This window comes from Candidatus Microthrix subdominans, from assembly GCA_016719385.1.
Classification (GTDB): Bacteria; Actinomycetota; Acidimicrobiia; order Acidimicrobiales; family Microtrichaceae; genus Microthrix; species Microthrix subdominans.
In genome coordinates, this window is record JADJZA010000010.1 from 28670 (window position 1) to 51259 (window position 22590).

Annotated in this window: 20 protein-coding genes; 11 read left to right on the forward strand and 9 right to left on the reverse strand. The window is 69.2% G+C overall.

Translation table 11 applies throughout. The features are described from left to right. The 5 genes from IPN02_17625 to IPN02_17645 all read left to right on the forward strand — a co-directional run bounded on the left by IPN02_17625 (position 1) and on the right by IPN02_17645 (position 4231). Positions 1 to 249, forward strand: a complete 249-nt coding sequence (locus tag IPN02_17625) for a Trm112 family protein (protein MBK9298605.1) — start codon at positions 1 to 3, stop codon at positions 247 to 249. Further along, positions 246 to 1301, forward strand: a complete 1056-nt coding sequence (locus tag IPN02_17630) for an SIS domain-containing protein (GenBank protein MBK9298606.1) — start codon at positions 246 to 248, stop codon at positions 1299 to 1301. Before IPN02_17625 ends, IPN02_17630 begins: the two co-directional genes overlap by 4 nt. 79 nt (positions 1302 to 1380) lie before the next feature. After that, complete coding sequence (locus IPN02_17635; protein ID MBK9298607.1) at positions 1381 to 2829, forward strand: adenosylhomocysteinase; 1449 nt, start codon at positions 1381 to 1383, stop codon at positions 2827 to 2829. 149 nt (positions 2830 to 2978) lie between these two features. Next, positions 2979 to 3908, forward strand: a complete 930-nt coding sequence (locus IPN02_17640; GenBank protein ID MBK9298608.1) for an SDR family NAD(P)-dependent oxidoreductase — start codon at positions 2979 to 2981, stop codon at positions 3906 to 3908. Positions 3909 to 3994: 86 nt separating this feature from the next. After that, the gene (locus IPN02_17645; protein ID MBK9298609.1) at positions 3995 to 4231 is read left to right on the forward strand and encodes an AbrB/MazE/SpoVT family DNA-binding domain-containing protein; all 237 of its coding nucleotides are present in this window, start codon (positions 3995 to 3997) and stop codon (positions 4229 to 4231) included. A 217-nt stretch (positions 4232 to 4448) separates the two neighbouring features. Here the strand turns inward: IPN02_17645 and IPN02_17650 are convergent, their stop codons facing one another. Next, positions 4449 to 5726, reverse strand: coding sequence for an HD domain-containing protein (locus tag IPN02_17650; protein MBK9298610.1), 1278 nt, complete (start codon positions 5724 to 5726; stop codon positions 4449 to 4451). A gap of 121 nt (positions 5727 to 5847) precedes the next feature. Between IPN02_17650 and obgE the strand changes: the two genes are divergently transcribed. Both obgE and proB read left to right on the forward strand, forming a co-directional pair. Continuing rightward, positions 5848 to 7119 carry a GTPase ObgE gene (obgE, locus tag IPN02_17655; GenBank protein ID MBK9298611.1) on the forward strand — a complete coding sequence of 424 codons (1272 nt, stop codon included), beginning with the start codon at positions 5848 to 5850 and terminating at the stop codon, positions 7117 to 7119. Positions 7120 to 7143: 24 nt separating this feature from the next. Then, positions 7144 to 8247, forward strand: coding sequence for a glutamate 5-kinase (gene proB, locus IPN02_17660; GenBank protein MBK9298612.1), 1104 nt, complete (start codon positions 7144 to 7146; stop codon positions 8245 to 8247). A 33-nt stretch (positions 8248 to 8280) separates the two neighbouring features. Here proB and IPN02_17665 read toward each other — a convergent pair whose 3' ends face one another. From IPN02_17665 to IPN02_17685, 5 genes are read right to left on the reverse strand one after another with little or no spacing between them, the layout of a single operon-like run. Then, positions 8281 to 9111 carry a PspA/IM30 family protein gene (locus tag IPN02_17665; GenBank protein ID MBK9298613.1) on the reverse strand — a complete coding sequence of 277 codons (831 nt, stop codon included), beginning with the start codon at positions 9109 to 9111 and terminating at the stop codon, positions 8281 to 8283. A 50-nt stretch (positions 9112 to 9161) separates the two neighbouring features. Next, positions 9162 to 11426 (reverse strand): murein biosynthesis integral membrane protein MurJ, encoded by a 2265-nt coding sequence (murJ, locus tag IPN02_17670; GenBank protein MBK9298614.1) that lies wholly within the window; start codon positions 11424 to 11426, stop codon positions 9162 to 9164. Continuing rightward, a complete protein-coding gene (locus IPN02_17675; GenBank protein ID MBK9298615.1) occupies positions 11423 to 12256 on the reverse strand; it encodes a hypothetical protein in 834 nt (277 codons plus the stop codon). Before IPN02_17675 ends, murJ begins: the two co-directional genes overlap by 4 nt. Before the next feature lie 40 nt (positions 12257 to 12296). Continuing rightward, positions 12297 to 14156 carry a VWA domain-containing protein gene (locus IPN02_17680; GenBank protein MBK9298616.1) on the reverse strand — a complete coding sequence of 620 codons (1860 nt, stop codon included), beginning with the start codon at positions 14154 to 14156 and terminating at the stop codon, positions 12297 to 12299. A 58-nt stretch (positions 14157 to 14214) separates the two neighbouring features. Beyond that, positions 14215 to 15192, reverse strand: a complete 978-nt coding sequence (locus IPN02_17685) for a hypothetical protein (GenBank protein MBK9298617.1) — start codon at positions 15190 to 15192, stop codon at positions 14215 to 14217. A gap of 206 nt (positions 15193 to 15398) precedes the next feature. On the opposite strand from IPN02_17685, the gene IPN02_17690 reads away from it, so the two are divergent. Beyond that, positions 15399 to 16757 (forward strand): hypothetical protein, encoded by a 1359-nt coding sequence (locus tag IPN02_17690; GenBank protein MBK9298618.1) that lies wholly within the window; start codon positions 15399 to 15401, stop codon positions 16755 to 16757. Here the strand turns inward: IPN02_17690 and IPN02_17695 are convergent. From IPN02_17695 to IPN02_17705, 3 genes are all read right to left on the reverse strand, one after another. Then, a complete protein-coding gene (locus tag IPN02_17695) occupies positions 16697 to 17065 on the reverse strand; it encodes a DUF488 domain-containing protein (protein MBK9298619.1) in 369 nt (122 codons plus the stop codon). The genes IPN02_17690 and IPN02_17695 overlap by 61 nt on opposite strands. A 49-nt stretch (positions 17066 to 17114) precedes the next feature. Further along, positions 17115 to 18560 carry an AAA family ATPase gene (locus IPN02_17700; GenBank protein MBK9298620.1) on the reverse strand — a complete coding sequence of 482 codons (1446 nt, stop codon included), beginning with the start codon at positions 18558 to 18560 and terminating at the stop codon, positions 17115 to 17117. Between the two features lie 65 nt (positions 18561 to 18625). Continuing rightward, the gene (locus tag IPN02_17705; GenBank protein ID MBK9298621.1) at positions 18626 to 19168 is read right to left on the reverse strand and encodes a DoxX family protein; all 543 of its coding nucleotides are present in this window, start codon (positions 19166 to 19168) and stop codon (positions 18626 to 18628) included. 154 nt (positions 19169 to 19322) lie between these two features. On the opposite strand from IPN02_17705, the gene IPN02_17710 reads away from it, so the two are divergent. The 3 genes from IPN02_17710 to IPN02_17720 are packed head-to-tail and all read left to right on the forward strand — an operon-like array spanning position 19323 to position 22587. Continuing rightward, complete coding sequence (locus IPN02_17710; protein ID MBK9298622.1) at positions 19323 to 20273, forward strand: MoxR family ATPase; 951 nt, start codon at positions 19323 to 19325, stop codon at positions 20271 to 20273. After that, on the forward strand, positions 20273 to 21748 hold the full coding sequence (locus tag IPN02_17715) for a VWA domain-containing protein (protein MBK9298623.1): 1476 nt from the start codon (positions 20273 to 20275) through the stop codon (positions 21746 to 21748). The genes IPN02_17710 and IPN02_17715 overlap by 1 nt, the downstream gene beginning before the upstream one ends. After that, positions 21745 to 22587, forward strand: a complete 843-nt coding sequence (locus IPN02_17720) for a glycosyltransferase (protein MBK9298624.1) — start codon at positions 21745 to 21747, stop codon at positions 22585 to 22587. Before IPN02_17715 ends, IPN02_17720 begins: the two co-directional genes overlap by 4 nt. Positions 22588 to 22590: the final 3 nt, after the last annotated feature.

Here is a 22590-nt window from a genome sequence, read left to right on the forward strand (position 1 = left end):
ATGGCGCTCTCCCCCGTGCTTTTGGAGGTGCTGGCCTGTCCCGAGGACAAAGGCCCCCTGTACTACCTGGAAGATGAGAACGCGTTGTACAACCCGCGCCTCACCCGCCGCTACCACATCACCGACGACATCCCGATCATGTTGATCGAGGAGGCCGAGACCGTCGACGCCGCCGAGGCCGAACGCATCACGGCCAAGATCGACGCTGACGGCATCTCGCCCACCTTCCCCGAAACCTCCGGTCAGTGAGCTCGCCCGACGCCTTGGTGCTCGACACGGTCGGCATGTTCGACGCGGCGTTCGGATTGCCCGACCAGATGGCCGCTGCGGTCGAAATCGCGTCGGCCGTCGACGGGCTTCCCGACGCGTCCAAGATCACCTCGTTGCTGATGGTGGGCATGGGCGGATCGGGTATCTCGGGCGATGTCGTGTCGCTGGTGGCCACCGACCACGGACGGGTACCCATCGACGTCAGCCGTCACTACGAGCTGCCGGCGTACGTGGGGCCTAACACCCTCGTGATGGCGGTGTCCTTCTCGGGCGGGACGGAGGAGACCGTCGTTGCCACCGAGGCCGCCATCGCCGCCGGCGCCCCGGTGGTCGCAGTGACCACCGGAGGCCGGCTGGGTGAGATGGTGTCTGCCGCTGGGGGCGCGGTCTGTGGCCTTCCCGACGGTATCCCGTTGCCGCGTGCGGCGATCGGCGCCGTCGGCCTGGCGCCGATCGTGCTCGCCACCCGTATGGGCCTGATGGACCACACCGCCGGCGCGGTCGACTCGGCGATCGAGGCGGCCGCCACACGGCTGGAGGCCAACGCCGGCTTCACGCAGGGCACCGTCAACGACGCCCGTACCCTGGCACGCCGGATCGAGCGCACCCAGCCGATCATCTACGGGGGCGGACGGGTCGGCGAACTTGCCGCCTACCGTTGGAAGGCCCAGGTCAACGAGAACGCCAAGGCACCCGCCTACTGGGGCAGCGTCCCCGAGGTGTGCCACAACGAGATCTGCGCCTGGGGCCAACACGGCGACGTCACCCGCCAGGTCAACTCGATGGTGTACCTGCGCCACGACGGTGAGCACCCCAACGTCGCCCGCCGCTTCGATTTTCTCGCCCAGATCACCGCCGAAGTGGTCGCTGAGATCTTCGAGGTGCGGGCCAAAGGTGACTCGGCGCTGGCCCGCTTCTACGATCTGGCAGCGTTCGGCGACCTGGTCAGCCTGTGGATGGCGGTGGAAGCCGGCGTCGATCCTGGCCCGATCCCTGCCATCGCCGACCTGAAGGCCTACCTGGCCAACTAGGTGGTTCGCCGCCTGCCCGACCAACCCCGCAGCGATTCGACGTCGTTGCGCACCCATTCGCAATCATGAGGAGACTTACATGCTGACCCCCGACGACTACAAGGTTGCCGATCTCTCGCTGGCCGGATTTGGCCGCAAGGAGATCGAGCTGGCCGAACACGAGATGCCCGGCCTGATGGCCATCCGCGCCCTGTTCACCGACGAGGCGCCGCTGAAGGGCGCGCAGATCACCGGCTCGTTGCACATGACGATCCAGACCGCAGTGCTGATCGAGACGCTGACCGCCCTGGGCGCCGAGGTGCGCTGGGCCAGCTGCAACATCTTCTCCACCCAGGACCACGCCGCCGCCGCGATCGCCGTCGGCCCCAACGGCACCCCCGACGCCCCCGACGGTGTGCCGGTGTTCGCATGGAAGGGCGAGACGCTCGAGGAGTACTGGTGGTGCACCGAGCAGGCGCTGCGTTGGCCCGGCACCGAGACCGGTGGCCCCAACATGATCCTCGACGACGGCGGCGACGCCACCCTGTACGTGCACAACGGCACCAAGTACGAGGCCGCTGGTGAGGTGCCCGAGGCCGACGAGGACGACCCCGACGAGTGGAAGGTCATCCTGGCCTCGCTCAAGGCGTCGCTGGCCGAGGACACCAACCGCTGGACCAAGATCGGTGCCGGCATCAACGGCGTCACCGAGGAGACCACCACCGGGGTGCACCGGCTGTACCAGATGTTCGAGTCCGGCGAGCTGCTGTTCCCGGCGATCAACGTCAACGACTCGGTCACCAAGTCCAAGTTCGACAACCTGTACGGCTGCCGTCACAGCCTGATCGACGGCATCAACCGCGCCGTCGACGTGATGCTCGGCGGCAAGACCGCAGTCGTCGCCGGGTACGGCGACGTCGGCAAGGGCTGCGCCCAGTCGTTCAAGGGCCAGGGCGCCCGGGTGATCATCACCGAGATCGACCCGATCTGCGCGCTGCAGGCCGCCATGGAGGGCTTCCAGGTCGCCCGCCTCGAGGACGTGATCGGCACCGCCGACATCTTCATCTCCTCCACCGGCAACAAGAACGTGATCACCCTCGATCACATGGCCGCCATGAAGCACCAGGCGATCGTCGGCAACATCGGCCACTTCGACAACGAGATCGACATGTCCGGGCTGCTGCGCAGCTCCGACATTCAGCGGGTGACCGTCAAGCCGCAGGTCGACGAGTTCACCTGGCCCGACGGGCACTCGATCATCATGTTGTCCGAGGGGCGCCTGCTCAACCTGGGCAACGCCACCGGCCACCCCAGCTTCGTGATGAGCTGCTCGTTCTCCAACCAGGTGCTGGCCCAGATGGAGCTGCACCAGTCGATTGAGAACTACCCGCTGGGCGTGCACCGTCTGCCCAAGCAGCTCGACGAGGACGTCGCCCGCTACCACCTGGACGCCCTCGGCGTGCGCCTGACGACGCTGACCGACGACCAGTCCAAGTACCTGGAGATCCCCAAGGACGGGCCCTACAAGCCCGACCACTACAAGTACTAGAACCCTCTTCGCCTTCGGCGATTCTGGTTTCGAGCGTGGCCCGAGAGTTGATCCTCTCGGGTCACGTCCGTTTTGATGCGACTCCGATCGCCGCTTTCTCGCCGCCTGGTCACCGTCGGTTCGGTACAGTCCGGCCGAGGGGGAGAGCGATGACCGAAGCGAGTGATTGGGCGGGGAAGGTGGCCGTGGTCACCGGCGGCGGGTCGGGCATCGGGGCGGCGCTGTGCCGACGCTTCGCCGAGGCGGCCATGTCGGTGGTCGTCGCCGACGTCGACGCGGTCGCGGCCGCCGACGTGGCCACCCACCTCACCGAGGATGGCGTGCTGGTCGGCGGCGCCCGTGCGATACCGATCGCGGTCGACGTTGCGTCGGCCGACGACGTTGCGGCGCTCGGGGAGGCCACGATGGACGCATTCGGTGGCGTGCATCTGGTGTGCAACAACGCCGGGGTGTCGGCGGGTGGACTCTCCTGGGAGGTGCCATTGGCCGACTGGCAATGGGTGATGGAGGTCAACCTGTGGGGCGTCGTCTACGGCGTGCGCACGTTCGTACCGCTGATCGTCGGATCGGGCGGCGGCCACATCGTCAACACCGCGTCGATGGCGGGGCTGACCTCGCCGCCGTTCATGTCGCCCTATTCGGTGGCCAAGCACGGCGTGGTGGCCCTGTCCGAGGCGCTGTACCACGAGCTGTCGTTTACCCACCCGGAGGTTGGCGCCTCGGTGCTCTGCCCCGGTTGGGTGCGCACCCGCATCCACGAGGCCGGCCGAAACCGGCCGGCGCGGCACGGCGGGCCGACATCGTTCGCCGAGGCAGGCGAGGGGGACGCGGCGGCGAGCGGAATGGGTGACGTGGTCAGCCGGCTGATCGAGTCGGGCATGGAACCGACCGACGTGGCCGACCTCGTGTGGTCGGCCGTGCTGCAACGTCGCTTCTGGGTGTTCACCGGTGACGACTGGATCGCCATGGCCGCGGAGCGGGCTCGCGGCGCCTTCGCCGGCATGAACCCACAACTGCAGATCCCCGGCGTTGATCTCACCGACGACGCGGTGGGCCCTGAGGACACGCCGACCGACTGACCGGTGGCCTCGTCGTGATCAACACGGCCCGCCCGGCCCGAAATGTGGCATGTGAAATTGGGAACTGACTGGTAGCGTCATGGGGAATGGAAGCAACCATTGACGCTGTTGGACGCCTCGTCGTGCCGAAGCCACTGCGAGAAGCGCTCGGGCTCGAAGCTGGCTCGACGGTCGACATCAGCCTGTACGGTCCTGGCCTTCAGCTCGTTCCCCAAGGCAGGACGGCTCGGTTGCAGACGGTGGACGGACAGTTGGTCGCCGGGTCGGACACAGTCATCGATGATGACACGGTGCTTGGCCTGATCGATGCGGGACGGAGATGATGAGTGAAAGTCGCCGTGGATACGAGCGTCGCCGTCCCCCTGATCATGCAGGCTCACACGTCCCGCCGGCAGGTTCGAGGGGCTTGGTTGCGCTGGCCGCCCTCGACAATGGGCTGGGCCTCCTCAGCCGAGACAACAGCGCTGCAGCGACGTACGCGACGCTCGGTGTTGAGGTTGAGATGATCCGGTGAGGTAGGGGTTGCGCCACCGGTCACGCTTAGCGAAGCCCAAGGGTGTCGATCCCGGTGGGCAGCTTGGCCGGGTCCCAGCCGAGCCTGGCAAGAGCCTGACCACAGGCGTAGCGGTCGGTCATGCCCCCCACCCAGCGCACGGCCGCCCTCGTCGCCTCGGTCGAGCCGGCCGCCGGCCGTGCGCCGGATTGACCCCGCTCTGCGGCATCGTTGCCGAAGAGATCGACGGGCAGCATTCCCGGACGGTCGGCGTAGTACTCGACCAGTGCGGACAGGATGCTCACCACCGAGTTGCCCGCCGCCACCGAAGCCGGCCGCAGGTAGATGTTGTCGTAGTTGAAGCGACGGAAGGCAGCGAGGGCATCGGCGGCCTGGCCGGTCATCGCGATCACCCCGCAGCTGCGCCCCACCTCGATGACGTCGGCGATGAAGGCCCGCAGCTGTCCGGAGCGGACCCCGCCGCCGTAGGCCGCGACCTGTTGGGGTAGGGCCGAGCGGTCGACGATGCCGGCCGAGACCGCATCCTCGAAGTCGTGGGCGGTATAGGCGATGCGATCGGCCCAGCTGACGACGAGGCCCTCGGGCGTGGCCGGCCGTGGTCGTGACCAACTGTGGTTGCGGACCCCGTCGAGCGTCTCGGCGCACAGGTTGAGAGGTAGAAGCACCTCGTTTGCGCCCCAGACGGCGTGGTCGTAGCCCTCGCTGACATACGGGCTGAGCGCATCCTCGGAGGCGTGCCCCCCGGGGCCGTGCCCACAGTCGTGGCCGAGCGCGATCGCCTCGGTGAGCGCCACGTTGAGCCGCAGAGCACCGGCGATCGCCACCGCCACCTGGGCCACCTCGAGGGCGTGGGTCAGTCGGGTGCGCTGGTGGTCGTCGGGGAAGATGAACACCTGCGTCTTGCCGGCCAGGCGACGAAAGGCGGAGGAGTGCAGGATGCGGTCACGGTCGCGTTCGAAACAGGTCCGCTCGGCGTCGGGTTCCTCGGGGCGGAGCCGGTCGCCGGCGCCGTGCGCCCTGGTGGCGCCGTCGGTCATCCAGGCGTGCTCGGCCCGTTCGCGGGCGACGCGGTCGGCTCGCTTCGTGGGGGAGGGGTTGCCGTCGGGCGCTGCGATGCGCAGCGTGCCGCCCGCGTGAGCGGACCGCACCTGCTCGGCGTCCGTTTCGAGGCCGTCGGCGTGGTGGCCCGGTGTGTCGGCGGGATCGGCGGCGACGCGGTGCCCACCCATCGTGGCCGCCCAGCGACGGGTGCGTTCGCCGTCGGCGATCGACGGCTGGGAGTCCGTCGTGGAAGAGGTGCTCATGGAGGACGATCCTATGGAGCCGCGGTGACATCCAACCCGCCGCCTCCGTCGTCGCGTCTACCTTTCGTCGCCGGGCTCGACCGTTGCGGGCCGGGAGCGGGTCGGCTCCTACGCTGGTGCGGTGAGCGATTTTGTTGATGAGACCGGTGTGTTCGTCAAGGCGGGCGAGGGTGGTGCCGGCGCGGTCTCGTTTCGGCGAGAGGCCCATACCCCCAGGGGCGGGCCCGACGGTGGCGACGGCGGGCGGGGCGGTGACGTGTGGTTTGTCGCCAACCGCAACGTCGCCTCGCTGCTCGCCTTTCGCGACCACCCGCACCGGAAGGCGACCAGCGGCCGCCACGGCGGCGGCAAGGGCAAACACGGCCCCGGCGGAGAAGACCTGTTCGTTCCGGTGCCCGAGGGCACGATCGTGCGCTCGCGGGACGGCGAAGTGCTCGCCGACCTCGTCGCCCACGGCGATCGCTGGCTGGCCGGAGAGGGGGGGCGGGGCGGGCACGGCAATGCACGGTTTCTCTCCAACCAGCGTCGGGCGCCCGACTTTGCCGAGCAGGGGGAACACACCGAGGAGCAGTTCCTGGTCCTCGAGCTGAAGCTGATGGCCGACGTGGCGCTGGTCGGGTTCCCCAACGTCGGGAAGAGCACGCTGATCGCTGCGATCTCGGCGGCCAAGCCGGAGATCGCCAACTACCCGTTCACCACGTTGGTCCCCAACCTGGGCGTTGTGCGCACCGACGATGGCTTCGAAATGGTCGTCGCCGACATTCCCGGCCTGATCGAAGGCGCAGCGACCGGTCGGGGCCTGGGCCACGCCTTCCTTCGTCACATCGAACGGGCGCGGGTGCTGGTGATCATGGCCGACATCGCCCCGCCGGAGGCCCGCATGTACGAGGCCGACCGCGACGAACAGGAGCGCGTGCTGCTCGGCGAGCTGTTGGATTATCGACCCGAGTTGCTGGAGCGGGCCAAGATCCGGGTGGCCGCCCGGGCCGACCTGGCACCCGACGCTGCAGCGGAGGCCGCCGTCGACGGCTGGTTGCCGGTGTCGGGGGTGACCGGCGAGGGCACGAGGGAGCTGATCGGGGCCATGCGGCGGGCGGTCGAAGAGGCCCGGGAGACCAGCGAGGATCCGAGCGCATACGTGGTCCACCGGCCCGAACCCGAGGGCATCCGGGTGGAGCGGGAGCTCGACGGATCGCTGCGCGTCATCGGCCGGGAGGCCCGACGGGCGATCGCCCTGTCGGACCTGACCAACCCGGGGGCGCTGGCCGAGGCCCAGCGGCGCCTGAAGAAGCTGGGGGTGAACCGGGCGCTGGGCCGGGCGGGCGCCAAGGAGGGCGACCTGGTGCACATCGGCACCATGTCCTTTGAATACGGCGAGGACGACCTGGCGTGAGGGTGCTGTCGTGAGGGTGCGGCCATGAGGGTGATCGCCAAGATCGGCACCTCGTCGGTGACCGACGAGGCCGGTGAGCTGCGAAGCGAAGCGATCGAGGCGGTGGCCGCCGAGGTGGCCACCGTGCGGGGTGCCGGCCACGAGGTGGTGCTGGTCAGTTCCGGTGCCGTCGCTGCGGGGCTGCCGGCCCTTGGCCTGAGTGGCGCGGCCCGTCCCCGAGACCCGAGGGCGCTGCAGGCGGTGGCGTCGGTGGGCCAGGTGCGCCTGATGGAGCGCTACGCCTCGATCTTTGCCCACGCCCACGACACGGTCGTCGGCCAGTTGCTGGTCGTCCCGGCCGACTTTGGCGCCCGGGACAAGTACCTGCACGCCCGGGCGACGCTGCAGGCGATGCTGACGATGGGTGTACTGCCCATCGTCAACGAGAACGATGCCCTGGCCGACGACGAGCTGCGCTTCGGCGACAACGATCGGATCGCCGCGCTGCTCGCGCAGGCCCTGGCCGCCGACGTTCTCGTGCTGTTGACCGACCAGGCCGGGCTGTTAACCGCCGACCCCCGGTTGGACTCGTCGGCGTCGCTGATCGAGGACATCGCCCAGGTCGACCGGGAGATGGAGGCGTTGGCGGGCGGCTCGGGCTCGAACCGCGGCACCGGGGGGATGACCTCCAAGCTGGCCGCCGCCAAGATGGCCACCTGGTCGGGTGTGCGCACCGTGATCGCAGCCGCCGAGCGGCCGGGGGTGCTGGCCGACGCCGTCGCCGGCGTCGCCGGTGTGGGCACCACCGTGCGGGCCCGCAGGGGCAGGCTGCCAGCGCGCAAGGTGTGGATCGCATTCGCCGTCGGGGCCGTCGGCACCGTCATGGTGGACGACGGGGCACGCGCAGCACTGCTGTCCGGCGGTTCGTCGCTGCTGCCTGCTGGCGTGGTCTCGACCAGCGGCGGGTTTGACGCTGACGACGCGGTCGAGGTGGTCGATCGCAGCGGCGTTCCATTCGCCAAGGGCATCAGCCGGATCCCTGCGGAGATCCTCGATTCGGTCGTGGGCCGCCGCAGCGCCGAGCTGCCGGCCGACGTGTCGCCGGTGGCGATCCACCGCGACGATCTGGTCGTGCTCCCCGACGGCTGAGGGCGCTGCGGTCGGGTGTTCCCGCCGGTCGAGCTACCCGGCGGGGGTCTGGGTGGTGCCGGAGTCCTCGTCGGGCCCGGCGGAGGTGGCATCGTCGGTCGCAGCGTCGCCGCCCTCGGTGACGGTGGTGTCGGCCGCGCCGGTGTCGAGGCCGAGCTGGCTGCGGATCTGCGACAACCGGGCCTGGGCCTCGACGTTGCGGGTGGCCTGTTCCACCTCGAGCATCTTGGACTCGACCGACTGGCCCTGCAGCTCCGACATGCCCTGGGCCTTGGCGTAGCGCCCCTCGATCTTCTCCCGCACCTGGTCGAGCGTGGGCACATCGTCGCCGACCGTGGCCGAAAGGTTGGTCATCGCGTCGTTCATGCGTTCCTGCATCTTCGACTGGTCGAGCTGGCTGAGCAGGCGCTGCTTCTCGGCCAGCTTCTTCTGCAGCTGGGCGCTGTTCTGGGCAACAGCGGTCTTGGCCTGCTCGGCCGCTGCGGTTGCCTGAAGGTGCATGCCCTTGAGCTCGGTGATCTCCGATTCCAGCGCGATCAGCTGGTTGGCGAACGCCTCGGCGGCCGAGGTCATCTCGGTGGCCTTGTCGGCGTTGCCGGCGCGGGTGGCCTCGTCGGCCATCAACACCGCTTGACGGGCGTTGGCCGACAGCTTCTCCAGTTCGCTCATCCGAGCGTCGAGGCGCATCTCGGTCTGCTTCTGGTTGGCGATGACCGAGGCGGCCTGCTCGACGAGCAGCTTGTGCTGCTGCTGGGATTCGGCGATCGCCTGTTCCAGTTGGACTTTGGGGTCCGCCTTCTCATCGAAGCTCATGTTGAGCTTGGCGGTCAGGTACTTCCAGAAGCGCTTGATCGACTTGAACACGTCGCCGAGCATAGAGCCTGGCGGCGCGGGGCCGAACCGCAGGGCGCCGACTAGTGCTTCGAGGGGCCGGTCGTCGATTCCGAGCCGGGGCCGGGGTCCGGGCTGGTTTCGGGGTCCGAGCCGGTGTCGGGAACCGGGATCGTGTTGGGGGTCGGACTCTTTTCGGGCGCCGAGCCGGTAGGCGCATCGGGGTTCGGGGTGACCTGGGTCGACGGCGAGGCCGGGGCCCGGCCGAGCGTGGCCAACCGGCGTTCCACGCCACCGGGCAGCAGCGGTGTCAGCTTGCGCCGCAGCACCGACACGTAGCGATCGAGGCCCTCGATGCGCAGGAACGACAAGGCCACGAAGAAGGCGATCCCGCCCAGCGTCACCCGCAACAGCAGCTGTGCCGGCGGCCAGTCGAGCGACGACAGCGGCGGGAGGCTGGGGATGAGGGCGCCGACGATGGTCGCGACCGCAGCGACGGCCGCCTTGCCCATCATCGTGAACAGGTTGCGATCGATCAGGCCGCCGACGTGATGGTTCAGCACGAGCACGGCGATGACCGCTGCGATCAGGTAGGCGCCGCTGAAGGCGACGGCCAGCCCGGACGCGGTGCGGGTGGTGAGGACGACGGCCAGCACGATGTTGAGGGTGTTCTCGAGCACGTTGATCCAGAACGGGGTGCGGGTGTCCTGGCGAGCGTGGAAGGCACGGATGGCGTACAGGTAGGCGGAGAAGGCCGGCAGGCCGACGGCGAAGGCGATGAGGGTACGGGCGGTCTCGGTGGTGCCCGAGGCGCTGAACGCCCCCCGCTCGAACACCACCTGAACCACCGGTTTGGCGACGATGACGTACCCGGCCGACGCGGCGAGCACCACGGTGAACAGCACGTTCATGCCCTCGCGGAAGTTGGCCCGGAAGGCGTCGAGGTCGCTGTCGACGAACGCGGTGGCCAGCCGTGGCAGCACGGCGGTCATCAGGCTGACGGCGATCAACCCATGGGGTAACTGGAAGAAGGCGAACGCGTACTGATAGGTGGCGACCGTTCCCTCCGGGCCGGAGTTGGCCAGGTTGGTCACCACGTACAGGGACACCTGGTTGGCGATGACGTAGCCCATCGTCCAGCCCGACAGGCGGATCAGGCGCTTGACCACCGGGTGGGTGGGGGAGAAGTTCCAGCGAAAGCGAACGACGCCCTCGCGCATCGGGGCGATCAGCGGGAGCGCCTGGGCGATCACGCCCAGCGTCGTGCCGATCCCCAGCACCAACAACAGCACTTGCGACGACGTTGTGCCGGCGTCGACCCGCTCCATGAGCGGGCGTGCGGCGACGAACATCACGGTGACGACGAGGTTGTTGGCGATCGGCGTGTAGGCCGGGATCGACAGCTTGTGCTGGCTGTGCAGGACGGCGGTGGCCAGGCTGACGATGCCGTACAGGAAGATCTGGGGCAGGAACAGCCGCATCAGCGGGACCGACAGCTCGAGCTGAGCGGCGCGGGCCGCGGGTTCCAGGCCGAGGGTGTACGCCTTGGCGATCCACGGGGCGGCCAGCACGCCGGCGACCGACAGGACGACCAGGGCGATCGACGACACGGTGATGATCGCCGAGGCGCCGTCGTCGGTTTCGCCCCGCTTGGTCCGTCGCCGGGTGTTGACGAACAGCGGCACGAGGGTGGAGGACAGCACGCCGCCGACGACCAGCTCGTAGATGATGTTGGGCGTGTTGTTGGCGATGCCGTAGGCGTCGGCCAGGCCGGTACGGCCCAGCGCATAGGCCATCGCGCCCCAGCGCAGCACCCCGGTCGCCCGCGACAGCACCGTGCCGAGCGCCGGGTTGGCGGCCGCTCGCACCAGGTCGCGCTCGCCGGCCGCGATCATCTCGGGGTCCTCCTCGACCGGCACCCCGCCGAGGGGGGTGAAGCCCTCGTCCCGTTCGATGTCCTGGTCGTCGGCTGCGTCATCGTCGCTGAGGATGACGTCGTTCATCGAGGCACCCTCGGCCCCGGGCTCATCGCCGACCCCGATCGGGCCGACGATCTCGGGCTGTGGCGCCCGGATCGACGACGAGGTCGCCGAGGTGGCACCGGCCCTCGACGACGGCGTGGCGCTCTGGCGCCGGTCGGCCCGTTCCCGGCCGGCGAAACGCACCAGGCCGGAGGGCACCCAATCGACCCCCTCGACGCGGGGAGGTGGCACGAGGAATCGGCAGCCGATCGGCGAGCCCTCGTCGCTCACCCAGGTGCGGCTGCGGCGGGATGCGGGCCGTTCCTCGGGGGGCCCGGCATCGTCGTCCGGAACCGTGTCGCCGTCGGGAACGGTTCCGGTGGTCATCCGACGCTCCCCGAGGGTGTTTCGCCGGCTGCGTCGCTGGGCGGAGTCGTGTCGCCGACGCCGAGGTCGGGGATCTCCTTGGGCACGGTCGCATCCGACGCCCGCACCTCGGCCATCGCCTGACGCAGCGCCTCCATCTCGTCGACGATGCCGGCCACATCGGCCCGCAGGGCGCCGGTCGAGGTGGAATCGGCCTGGCTGACCGACAACTCGATCGCCCGGGTGACCGCCTCGTCCAGACGGGCGTTCAGCAGGCGCAGGCGGCTCTCGGAGTTGCGAACCGTGGCGTCCATGCGGTCGGCGGTCGCCAACTGCATCAGCAGCGCCTCTTCGGTCGCCGCCAGGCTGGGGGTGTCCTCCGCAGCGCGGAGCGCTCGGGTTTCGGTCAGCTCCGCCTCGACGGCGGGACGGTTGATCTGGGAACGGCCGGACTCGACGGCGTTACCGGCCTTGGCGATCTCCCAGACCTCGACCACACCTTCCACGAGGTGGGTGCGGATCTCGTCGAGGCGGTCGCGCAGCGGTCCCGGCGGGGTGCCGCGCAGCGCCTGGTCGAAGCTTTTCTGGGCCTGCTGGGCGTCGCGCACCAGCCGGTTCCAACGGTCGCCCAGGGAGAACGGGTCGATCCGGCTGCTCGTCGCCCGCTGCCGACGGGGCACTGCGACGCCGACGCGCGCCACCCAGGCGACGATTGCGCCGATGACCGCTCCGACCGGGCCCAGCCCGACGAGCACGCCGATCGCAGCGCCCGCGCCTCCGGCGACGATGCCGCTGGGGCTCGTCATCGCCCTGGCCACCTGCGGGGTATAGAAGCGGTCACGAAAACTCATGGCGGCTTGGCGAAGCTCCGTCGGTCGAGGGTCCAGCGGGTTAGAAGTTGGACACCACAGCGGTGAAGACCTGATCGATCGCATCGGGATCGCTCGAGTCGTACGCCGCCGCGTTGGATGCCTCGGCGATGGCCGAAAGTTGACCGGTCGAGGCGTCCTCACCGTAGGCGATGGTGAAGACCCGAACGGGCGTCGACGCCTCGCCCTCGGTGCTGGAGCGGAGTTTATCGGTCAGCTGCGCAAACTGGGCATCGTCGTCGTCGGGCACGCCGTCCTCGTTGATGCCGTCGGTCAACAGGATCACCGCGTTGATCCGCTCGGGGTCGTAGCCGGCCTCGATCTCGTCGACCGCCAAAGCGGCGGCACCGAACAGCGGGGTGCCGTTGCGGGGGATCAACCCTCGCAATGCCGTGCGCAGGCCCTCGGCGTTGGCGCCCAACGCCTCGACCTCGACCAGGTCGTCGTACACCGGCTGGCCGGTGTCCTCGTCGGTGGTGAACGTGCGCAGGCCCACCTTGTCGTCGGCCTTGAACTGGTCCAGGGCGGTGGCGGCGGCCTGCTTGGCCAGGTCGAGCTTGGTCGGCCCGCCCGGATCGTCGGCGCGGGCCGGCTCGCTCATCGACCCGGACACGTCGAGCATCATCAGCACCCTGGCGCCCTTTCGCTGGGTGTCCCAGGCACCGAGGATGGCGTCGAGCACCTGGGGATCGGGCACCGGCAGGGTGGTCGACGGCTGATCGGGATCAACCCCGTTCTTGGCGACGATCGGGTTGCCGACCGGCACCTCGGGGTTGCCGGGACGGAAGCCGAACCCGAGTACCTTCTTCTGGTTGGTCGGTTCCTGAAGAAACTCGATGAACTTCTCGGCCACCTGCTTCTGGCCCGCCGATCCGCCGACGACGTACAACGGGTTGTCCGAGTACAGCGTGCCCTCGGTGGGATAGATCGCCACGAGCGGAACGCGGGGCTTCTTCGGCTTCTCCCCGGGCTCGAGCACGCCGTCGGGGTTACCGGCGTTGTAGTCGATCACCGACTTCTCCTCGACCGCCACCGCCGAGGCGTAGGTGAGGGCGGTGTCGCGCTGGTCGGCCCGGAACCAGTTGTTGAGGAAGGTCATCGTGATGTCGCCGTAATGCACGACCGACGACTCGATGCCCTTGTTGAAGTCGACGACCTTCTTTGCTTTCAGCTGTTCGGCCGACAGGTTGTTGTCGGTTCCGGCGGCGGCGTAGTTCTGGGCGACGAGCGCCGACAGGCCGGAGGTGGAGAAGTTGGGGTTGGTCTTGCCCAGCTTGAACTGGCCCCATTCGGGGTGGCCCCGCTTCTCCCAGGCGTTCTCCTCGGTGGCGAGCGACAACAGGTCGGACCAGCCGACCGGCTTGTCGGGGTAGCCGAGCGCGTCGGCCATCGGCTCGGGCATGGCGATGACCAGCGGGGTCAGCATGAAGTTGGGCGGGTCGGTGGGCACGGTGAGCGCGCCGTCGGCCTCGGCGCTGCGCTGGTTAAGGATCGCCCCCCAGCTGCTGGCCGCCGGCGACCACAACACGGGTTGGGGCCCGAGCTCGTCGGCGTTCCACCCCTCGGCCAGCGCCACCGCCGCCCGACCGGAGGGGACCGACTTGGCCTCGACGCGAACGCAGCCCGACCCGTCCCACGACCGGGCGAAGTCGTCGCCCAGCTCGGTCATCAGCTGGATCTTCTCCGAGCTGACCGCAGCGGGCACGCGGGTGCAGTCGTCGTCGGAGGCGGCGTCCTCGTCGCCGCCGCCAAACCCGCAGGCGCCGACGAGGACGCACAGTGCAATCAGGCCGGTTCCGGCGCGCGCAATCAGGCCGGCTCCGGCGCGTGCGGTGGGTCGGCGCCTCGGCGCCGTCGTACGGGTGCGGTGGGCGTGGATCACGGATGCCTCCGGTTCGGCTTCGGGTGGCGGCGTCGGGGTTCGGTCCCCGCTCGGGGGATCATCGGTCGTTCCAGGCATCGAGCAGCGCAGCGAGCACGCCGGGATCGGTGCCGGTTCCCGGGGCGGGCTCGCCCCAGCCATCGGCGCTCAGGCGGTCGCCCAGCCGGCCGGCGAACCCGGCGGCCGCATCGGCGGACGGGGCTTCGCCGTCGCCTGCGGGGTCGCGTTTCAGGGGCGCCACCTGGGCGGTCAGCGCTGCGGAGGGCTCGACGGTCACCAGCTCGAAGCCGCGCGCCTCGGCCTTGGTCACCAGCGCCGCCTCGGGCCCGATGAACACCGAGGCCTCGCCCGGCTGGGTGAGAAACTTGCTCACCGCCGCGCCGGTGGCGATGCCGAGCTCGCCGCTGTCGACCCGGTCGAGCAGGCCGCGATAGGCCTGGGAGTCGACGTCGCCGCGGTTGGGGGCGTCGGGGTCGGCGGCGACCGTCGGCAACAGCGCGGCCAGCGTGGCCAGCCCGAGGGACGACGGCGGCACGACGTGACCCAGGCGGAACTCGCCCAAGGGCGCCGAGCCCCCCAGGTCGGTCGCCTGTCGGCCGGCGGACTCCGCCAGGCAGGTCCAGGTGACCTTCTGGCCACAGGCGGAGTCGATCAGGGCCAGGTTGGCGCCCTTGGCCGCGACGACCAGCGGGCTGGAGGCGGCCGGCGTGGCTGCGCCGAAGGTGGGGATCTCGGTGTTGGGGTTGGCGGCCGCCAGCGCGGCCGGCCAGTCGCCGGCGGTCACCCACAGCGACGGTGCCGGACCGTCGTTCTGGGGGTCGGCCAAGCGTTTGAAGGCGTCGCCCGGCTCGATCATCTCCACCTCGGCGCCGTCCGCAGCGCTGGTGCAGGCGTCAGCGAGCAGGGGATCGCACCAGATCGCGATGCGGGCATCGTCGCCGGCGGAGGCATCGTCGCCCTCGATGGCGCCGCGCAGCGCAACAGCACCGGCGACCAACCCCACTGCGGCCACCAAGGCCAGGATGCGTGCGACCACGAGCGCACCATGCTACCGGCTGTGATCGGCCGAGAGGCCGCCGGCAGGGGGCAGCCATCACGAGACGCTTCAACCTATGACAAACTCCGAGCATGGAAGTCGCTGAGCCTCCGGCACCCGCAGAGGCGTCAGCACCGGCGAGTGACGACGGCTCTGCGTCATCAAGAGCCGAGTGGGTCACCCTTCTCCGCAGGGTCGCGATCCTTATGGTCGCCCTTCCGGCCATCGGTCTGCTCCTCGTCGTTGTGGCGGACCTGGTGCCGAGCAAACCGATCGTCGACCAACTGGTCGAGGATCAATCCTCCGGCCGATTGAGCCCTGAGCAGTACGACCAGTCTGCGTACGGCAATCAGATCGACGAGTTCACCGAGTGCATCGGGACCACCGTGGGGCTTGGCAACCCCATCGGCACCAACCCGCTCGAATCGGCGATCAGAAGTCCCACGCTGGGCAACTGCGAGAGCACGACCGAGCGCATCGACACGTATCTCGCCGGTGACGGGCTCGAGCGATCGTACGACTACTACCGGTACTGGCATGGCTACGCGGTGATCAGCCGCCCGCTGCTGGCCGTCGTCGGCCTGGCGGGCCTCCGGTTGCTGTCGACGATGGCGCTCATCGCAATGATGGCGGGCCTCGCTCGATCGGTGGTCCGTCGCCATGGAGCGGTCACCGCCGCCGTGCTGTTCCTTCCGTTCGTTCTCACGACGGACTTCATCGACCTCGGAACCGAATTCACCCATGCGATCGGGGTGATGGCCATTCTTGGCTCGAGCTGGTGTGCGTTCGAGGTCGTGGCCCGAGACACATCGATCAGTCGAATTGCCACCGCCTCGATGATCGCCGGAGCCCTGGTTGTCTTCGCCGACTTTCTGACCATGCCCCCTGGCGGCTGGGCTCTGTGTACAGCGCTCATCGGACTAGCGGCCGTCGGCGTCCACCGTGGGCGAGCCTTGAGCGCACGGCTGGGCGTTGCAACGGTGTTCTGGGCCTTCGGATACGGCTGGATGTGGCTCAGCAAATGGGTTCTGGCGGGCCTCGTCGCGGGCTTCGGCACGGTGAGGGACAACATCTCGTCGCAGGTTCAGCTTCGGGTGGACGGCGAACAGGTCGCCGTCGAACAACGGTGGCTAGCGTCGATCCAACGGAACGTCGAGACCTGGTGGGAGATGCCGCTCTCGAGGTTTGTTCTGGTCGCGTTGGTGCTGACCTGTGGGGTTGTGGTGTGGCGGCGGTCCACCGGCTCGGGCGCCCCAGGGGTTGACGTGAGGTGGACGGATCGGGCGCTCTTGGCAACCCCAGCGGCCCTCCCTCTCCTCTGGTACGAGATTCTCCGGAACCACAGCCAGGTCCACTATTGGTTCACCTATCGCTCCGTGGCCATCGCCCTGGGGATATTGGCGGCGGCGGTGGTCGCCCGAATCGGTCCGACCTCGCCGGTGGCCCCGGCGCACCAAAGGTCCGCTACCCACCCGAGGACCGGGGATGCCGGCGACCGCAGCGATCACCCAGCGGAGCGGCGGCGCTCGTCGATCAGCTCGGCGAGGACGACCGCCTGGTTGTGATCGGTGTCCTTGGCGCCGAAGACGAGGGTGACCCGCCCGTCCGTCGTGCGTTCGACGAGAGCGTCGACCAGGTCGTCCCGGTCCTCGAGCTCACCTCGGTACCGCGATCGAAATTCGTCCCAGCGCTCTGGATCGTGGCCGAACCACTTGCGCAGCTCGGTGGACGGCGCGATCTGCTTGCACCATTCGTCGAGTTGGGCGTCCTCCTTGGACACCCCCCGGGGCCACACACGGTCGACGAGCACCCGGTAGCCGTCGTTGTTCGTGGGCTCGTCGTAGGCCCTGCGAATCCAGACCCGGTCGCTCATCGCGCTTCCCCCGTCGTCTCGGTCAAAGGCTCGTCCCCTCGACAGCAAGCTAACCCCGGCGGTGGCCGGGGGGCTCGTCGGGGATGTCGGCGGCCACGATGGTGGCCAGCTGGTCGCGGGTGGGGTCCGTCAGCGCCACCACCCGGCCGGCGTGGCCCGCCATCGTCTCCTCGAGCAGGTTGCGGGCCAGCCGGCCGTTGCCGAAGCCCTGCTCGCGAGGCACGGCGTCGAGCACCTCGGCGAGCCGGCTGCGGGCATCGTCGGCCAGCTCGTAGCCATTTTTGTCGGCGAGCAGCTCGAAGATCGCCACCAAGTCGTCGGTCGAGTAGTCGGGGAAGAACACCGTGCGGGGAAAGCGCGAGCGCAGGCCGGGGTTGACGTCGAGGAACGCCGTCATCTCGTCCGGATATCCGGCGACGACGACCACCACCCGGTCCCGCCGGTCCTCGACCAGCTTCACCAGGGTGTCGACCGCCTCCCGGCCGAAGTCACTCTCCGAACCCCGAATCAACGAGTAGGCCTCGTCGATGAACAGCATCCCCTCGTCGGCTTCGTCGAAGCGTTTGGTGACCAGCGGTGCCGTCTGGCCGACGAAGCCGGCCACCAGGGACGAACGGTCGACCTCGATCAGGTGGCCGCGCTCGACGACGCCGAGGGTGCGGTAGATCTGGGCGAGCAGGCGGGCCACCGTCGTCTTGCCGGTGCCCGGGTTGCCGGTGAACACCAGATGGTTTGAGCGCTCGGCCACCGGCAGGTCGACCTGGGCCCGCAGCTCGCCGACCCGGATCAGGTCGGTGATGCGTCGCACCTCGGCCTTGACCTCGGCGAGCCCGATCAGGTCGTCGAGCTCGGCCATCAGCTCCTCGAGCGGGCGCGGCGGGGGGAGTGGCTCGGCAGCGCCGTCCGGCTCGACCGGGTCCGCCTGACCCCGGGCCGGGTCGGAGTGGTCGTCGCCGCCGACGGGGGCCGATCCCGACGACCGCGCAGGTCCGATTCGGGCGAGCAACGTGTCCCGGTATCGCTCGATCGCGGCCAGTTCCCCCTCGGTGCTGATCACGTCGAGGGCGACGATCGTGTGGGCGATCCCCATGGCGTGCCGGTAGTAGCCGAGCGCGTGGTCGGAACCCTCGGCGCGGTCGGCGCCGAGCAGGATCTCAAACAGGTCGCTCGGCCGATCCAGCCATCGAGCAGCGCCGCGCAGCAACGCGGCATCTCGGACCTGGCCGGGGGTGGCGCCCGAGAGCTGGGTGTCGAAGCGGCCGCCGAAGGTGGCGATCAGGGGCAACAGCTCGTCATCGGAGTGGCGTCCGTCGCTGTCGATGAAGGCGCAAGCGATTCGGTAGGCCTCGACGGCCACATCCCCGGCGAGATCGCTGTCGGAGACGTCGACGCCCGTGTCGCCGGCTTCGGTGACGTGCAGCAGCGAGGCGGTCACCCCGGCGCAGAACCGATCGACCGCTGCACCCAGCAGGGCCGTGCCCTGAGTCCGGCTCATGAGCACCAGTGTGCCACGACCAGTTCAGTCGGCCGTTCCTCGGGGGACCATGCGCCGAGGAGTCATCACTTCAACGCAGCGGCCACCGGTGCGGTTGCGGCCTCGATCTTGGCCTGGGCCAGCGAGCTGGCCAGCTTGGCCTCGCGCTGGGCGGTGTTGACCATCCGCTCGGTGTCCTTGGCCGCCCGGCGGGCCCGCCACCCGAGGCCGGGCCGGCCCTCTGTGTCGGCGGCGGCCAGCATCAACCCGCCCAGGATCGAGGCGTTCTTCGTGAACTGGATGCGGTGCCGGGTGCGGGCCTCGCTGTTGGACTCCTCGTCCCAGAACCGGTGACCTGCGAGCGTGGTCGGCACCAGGGTGCCGGCCAACGCAATGGCCGACAGACGGGGGAGCCTGTTCAGGGCGAACAGGGCTCCGGCGCCGAACATGATGGCGCCGTTGGCCTTGACCAGGGCGACGTCGTCGGCGGTGAGGCCTGTGATGTCCTTGACTGCGGCCAGCACCGGTGCGGCCGCTTCCACCTTCGATTCGGGGTCGCGGGCGATGGCGAGGCCCTCGCTGATGAACACGCCGGCGATCAGGGGTCGGGCAATACGTCGCAACAACATGGTTCCGATGTTCCCACGACCGCAGGTCGCCAAACGACCGAGTCGGCAGACAACCGGTCACCCGACGGGCGGCTCGCCGGACGAGTGGGTCCCCAAAACCCGAGGATCAAAGGATTGGGGGCGACTCGCCCGCCGATCGGTAGTCTGAGCGGCGATGACGACGGTAAGCGCGCGCAACGACGGACTGCCCAAGACCGAGCCCCGCTTCGATGCGGTCGACGAGGTGCGAGCCCGCCTGGGCGAGGTCGAGTACCTCGCCGACGACGGGATCGCCGGCATCCTCTATCTGGCCGACCGCCTGGGCAAGCCCGTCCTGGTCGAAGGGCCCGCCGGCACCGGCAAGACCGAGCTGGCCAAGGCGGTGGCCAAAATCACCAACAGTCGGTTGATCCGCCTGCAGTGCTACGAGGGCCTGGACGAGGCCAAGGCGCTGTACGAATGGAACTACAAGAAGCAGCTGCTGCGCATCCAGGCGGCGGGCATCGAAGGCAACAACGAGGCGTCGGGGTGGGGTGAGCTGGAGGAGGACATCTTCTCGGAGGACTTCCTGCTCACCCGCCCGCTGCTCGAGGCGATCCGCGCCGAGGACCCGGTGGTCCTGCTGATCGACGAGGTGGACCGGGTCGAGGTGGAGACCGAGGCGCTGCTGTTGGAGTTGCTGTCGGACTACCAGGTGTCGATCCCCGAGCTGGGCACGATCACCGCCCGCCAGATCCCGCTGGTGTTCCTCACATCCAACGCCACCCGCGAGCTGTCCGAGGCGCTGAAGCGCCGCTGTCTGTACCTGTACGTCGACTACCCCGATCTTGAGCGCGAGCGCGAGATCGTGTTGACCAAGGTGCCGGGCATCACCGAGGCGCTGGCCGACCAGGTGGCACGCATCGTTCGTTCGATCCGCCAGCTGGAGCTGAAGAAGGCGCCATCGGTGTCCGAGACGCTCGACTGGGCCCGCACGCTGATGCTGCTCGGTGTCGAGAAGGTCGACGAGAAGGTGGCCACCGATACGGCCAACATCTTGTTGAAGTACCACTCCGACATCGCCAAGGCCACCCGCGAATTCGCCAAGGACGGTGGCCAAACCGCCGCCAAGTCGATGCTGGGCTAATCGTGCCCACTGAATCCCTCGCCGTCACCGGCGAGCCGTTCCTCGACCTGCTCGGTGGCTTCATCGGTTCCCTGCGGGAAGCGGGGTTGCCGGTGAGCCTCACCGAAAATCTCGACGCGATGGAGGCGGTTGGGCACATCCCGCTCGAGGACCGCGACGCGTTCAAGTACGCCCTGGCGGCCACGCTGGTGAAGACGCACAGCCACTGGCGGGTGTTCGAGACCGTCTTCGAGGTGTACTTCAGCCACCGCAGCTCCGCCCACGTCCTCGATGAGGACGCTGCGGCTGCGCTGGCCGAGCTCGAGGACCAGATGGAGATGCCCTCCGGCGAGGGTGAGCAGGGCGCAGGGGGGGCCGGGGGCGAGGCGATGACCCCCGAGGAGCTGGCCCAGGCGCTGTACCAGTCGCTGTTGCAGGGCAACGAGGCGCAGATGCGGGCGGTCGCCCGCCAGGCGGTGCGACGTTACGCCGGCATGGAGCCCGGCCGACCGGTCGGCGGCACCTATTACCTGTATCGCACGCTGCGCCAGCTCGACCTCGACGGTGTGCTGTCCAAGCTGCTCGAGGCGGCCAGGGAGGCCGCCCCCGAGGATCAGAACAGCCTCGATGCGCGGCTGGAGGCCGACGAGTACGAGCATCGCATCAACGCGCTGAAGGGCGAGATCGAGGCGGAGATCCGCCGGGGACTGGTGGCCGACCGGGGCGTCGAGGCGATGTCGCGCACGCTGCGCAAGCCACTGCCCGAGGACATCGACTTCATGCATGCCAGCCGCGACGAGCTGAAGCTGCTGCGCCAGGCGATCCACCCGTTGACCCGCAAGTTGGCCGTGCGCCTGGCCCGCAAGCGGCGTCGCGGCCGGCGAGGCCCCCTGGACTTCCGCTCGACGGTCCGCCACTCGCTCAGCACCGGCGGCGTACCCGCCGACCCGCAGTTCCGCCCGCCGCGCCCCCACAAGCCGGAGATCTTCGTGATCGCCGACATCTCCGGGTCGGTGGCGGCCTTCGCCCGCTTCACCCTGCACCTGGTCTATGCCCTGTCTGGCCAGTTCAGCCGCGTCCGTTCGTTTGTGTTCATCGACGGCATCGACGAGGTGACCCACCTGTTCGAGGGCACCGACGACATCATGGAGGCTATCCACCGGGTCAACACCGAGGCCGACGTGGTCTGGGTGGATGGGCACAGCGACTACGGGCACGCCTTCGAGGCGTTCTGGGAGCGTGCGGGCCGGGAGATCAGCCCCAAGAGCACCGTGATCATCCTGGGCGACGCCCGCAACAACTATCACGCCAGCCAGAGCTGGGTCGTCAAGGAGATTGCCCACCGGGCCCGACACCTGTACTGGCTGAACCCCGAGCCCAAGAGCTACTGGGATACCGGCGACTCGATCGTGTCGGACTATGCGGTGTACTGCGACGGCGCTTTCGAGTGTCGAAACCTGCGCCAGCTCGAAACATTCGTCGACCACCTCGCGTGAGCGGCGAAGCTGCCGAGGCGCAGACGAACAGCTTGGCCGGGGAGAATCGGCTCCGGGATGTTGCGGTGACCGTGCTCGTGCCGACGCGTAACGAGGGGGACAACATCAATCGGCTCCTGTCCCGGCTGTCGGCGCATTTCAGCGAGACCGGGCGTAGCTACGAGGTGTTGTTCGTCGACGACTCCGACGACGACACGCCCGACCTGGTCCGGGCGGCCTCGGCGGCGGGCGAACCGGTGCGCATGATCCATCGGCCCGCCGGACGGCGCGACGGTGGGCTGGCCGGGGCGCTCACGCTGGGCATGGCCCGGGCGGCCGGCCGGGCGGTGATCGTCATGGACGGGGACCTCCAGCACCCGCCCGAGGTGGCCGAGCCGATGGTGGCGCCGTTGCTCGATGGGCCGGCCCAGGTGACCGTCGGCAGCCGCTATGCGGCCGGCGGCTCCGCCGAAGGCCTCGAATACCGCTGGCGTCACTGGGCGTCGGTCGGGTCGCGCTGGCTGGTGCAGGCGATGTTCCGGGAGACCCGTCGATCGTCGGATCCGGGCGGTGGCCTGTTCGCCATCCGTCCCGAGGTGCTCGACGGTGCCGCCTTGGCGCCCGAGGGGTACAAGATGCTGGTCGAGATCCTCGTGCGGGGGAAGTGGGAGGTGCTCGTCGACGTGCCCTACCGATTTGAGACCCGCCAGGACGGCCAGACCAAGAGCACCCTGGTCGAGGGCTGGAACATGATCAAGCACCTGGTCGGGCTGTGGTGGAGCACCCGCGTGGGTTGGGGACCCCAACCGCCCACGCCCCGCGTCGAGGGCCTCGAGTTCCTCGATCGGAACGAACCCTGACCC

Coding starts and splice junctions, on each gene's coding strand:
- murJ (MBK9298614.1), bottom strand. CDS start 11,426: ATGACCACCGGAACCGTTCCCGACGGCGACACGGTTCCGGACGACGAT.
- IPN02_17675 (MBK9298615.1), bottom strand. CDS start 12,256: ATGAGTTTTCGTGACCGCTTCTATACCCCGCAGGTGGCCAGGGCGATG.
- IPN02_17650 (MBK9298610.1), bottom strand. CDS start 5,726: ATGAGCACCTCTTCCACGACGGACTCCCAGCCGTCGATCGCCGACGGC.
- IPN02_17710 (MBK9298622.1), top strand. CDS start 19,323: ATGACGACGGTAAGCGCGCGCAACGACGGACTGCCCAAGACCGAGCCC.
- IPN02_17695 (MBK9298619.1), bottom strand. CDS start 17,065: ATGAGCGACCGGGTCTGGATTCGCAGGGCCTACGACGAGCCCACGAAC.
- IPN02_17690 (MBK9298618.1), top strand. CDS start 15,399: ATGGTCGCCCTTCCGGCCATCGGTCTGCTCCTCGTCGTTGTGGCGGAC.
- IPN02_17705 (MBK9298621.1), bottom strand. CDS start 19,168: ATGTTGTTGCGACGTATTGCCCGACCCCTGATCGCCGGCGTGTTCATC.
- IPN02_17640 (MBK9298608.1), top strand. CDS start 2,979: ATGACCGAAGCGAGTGATTGGGCGGGGAAGGTGGCCGTGGTCACCGGC.
- IPN02_17700 (MBK9298620.1), bottom strand. CDS start 18,560: ATGAGCCGGACTCAGGGCACGGCCCTGCTGGGTGCAGCGGTCGATCGG.
- IPN02_17635 (MBK9298607.1), top strand. CDS start 1,381: ATGCTGACCCCCGACGACTACAAGGTTGCCGATCTCTCGCTGGCCGGA.
- proB (MBK9298612.1), top strand. CDS start 7,144: ATGAGGGTGATCGCCAAGATCGGCACCTCGTCGGTGACCGACGAGGCC.
- IPN02_17625 (MBK9298605.1), top strand. CDS start 1: ATGGCGCTCTCCCCCGTGCTTTTGGAGGTGCTGGCCTGTCCCGAGGAC.
- IPN02_17645 (MBK9298609.1), top strand. CDS start 3,995: ATGGAAGCAACCATTGACGCTGTTGGACGCCTCGTCGTGCCGAAGCCA.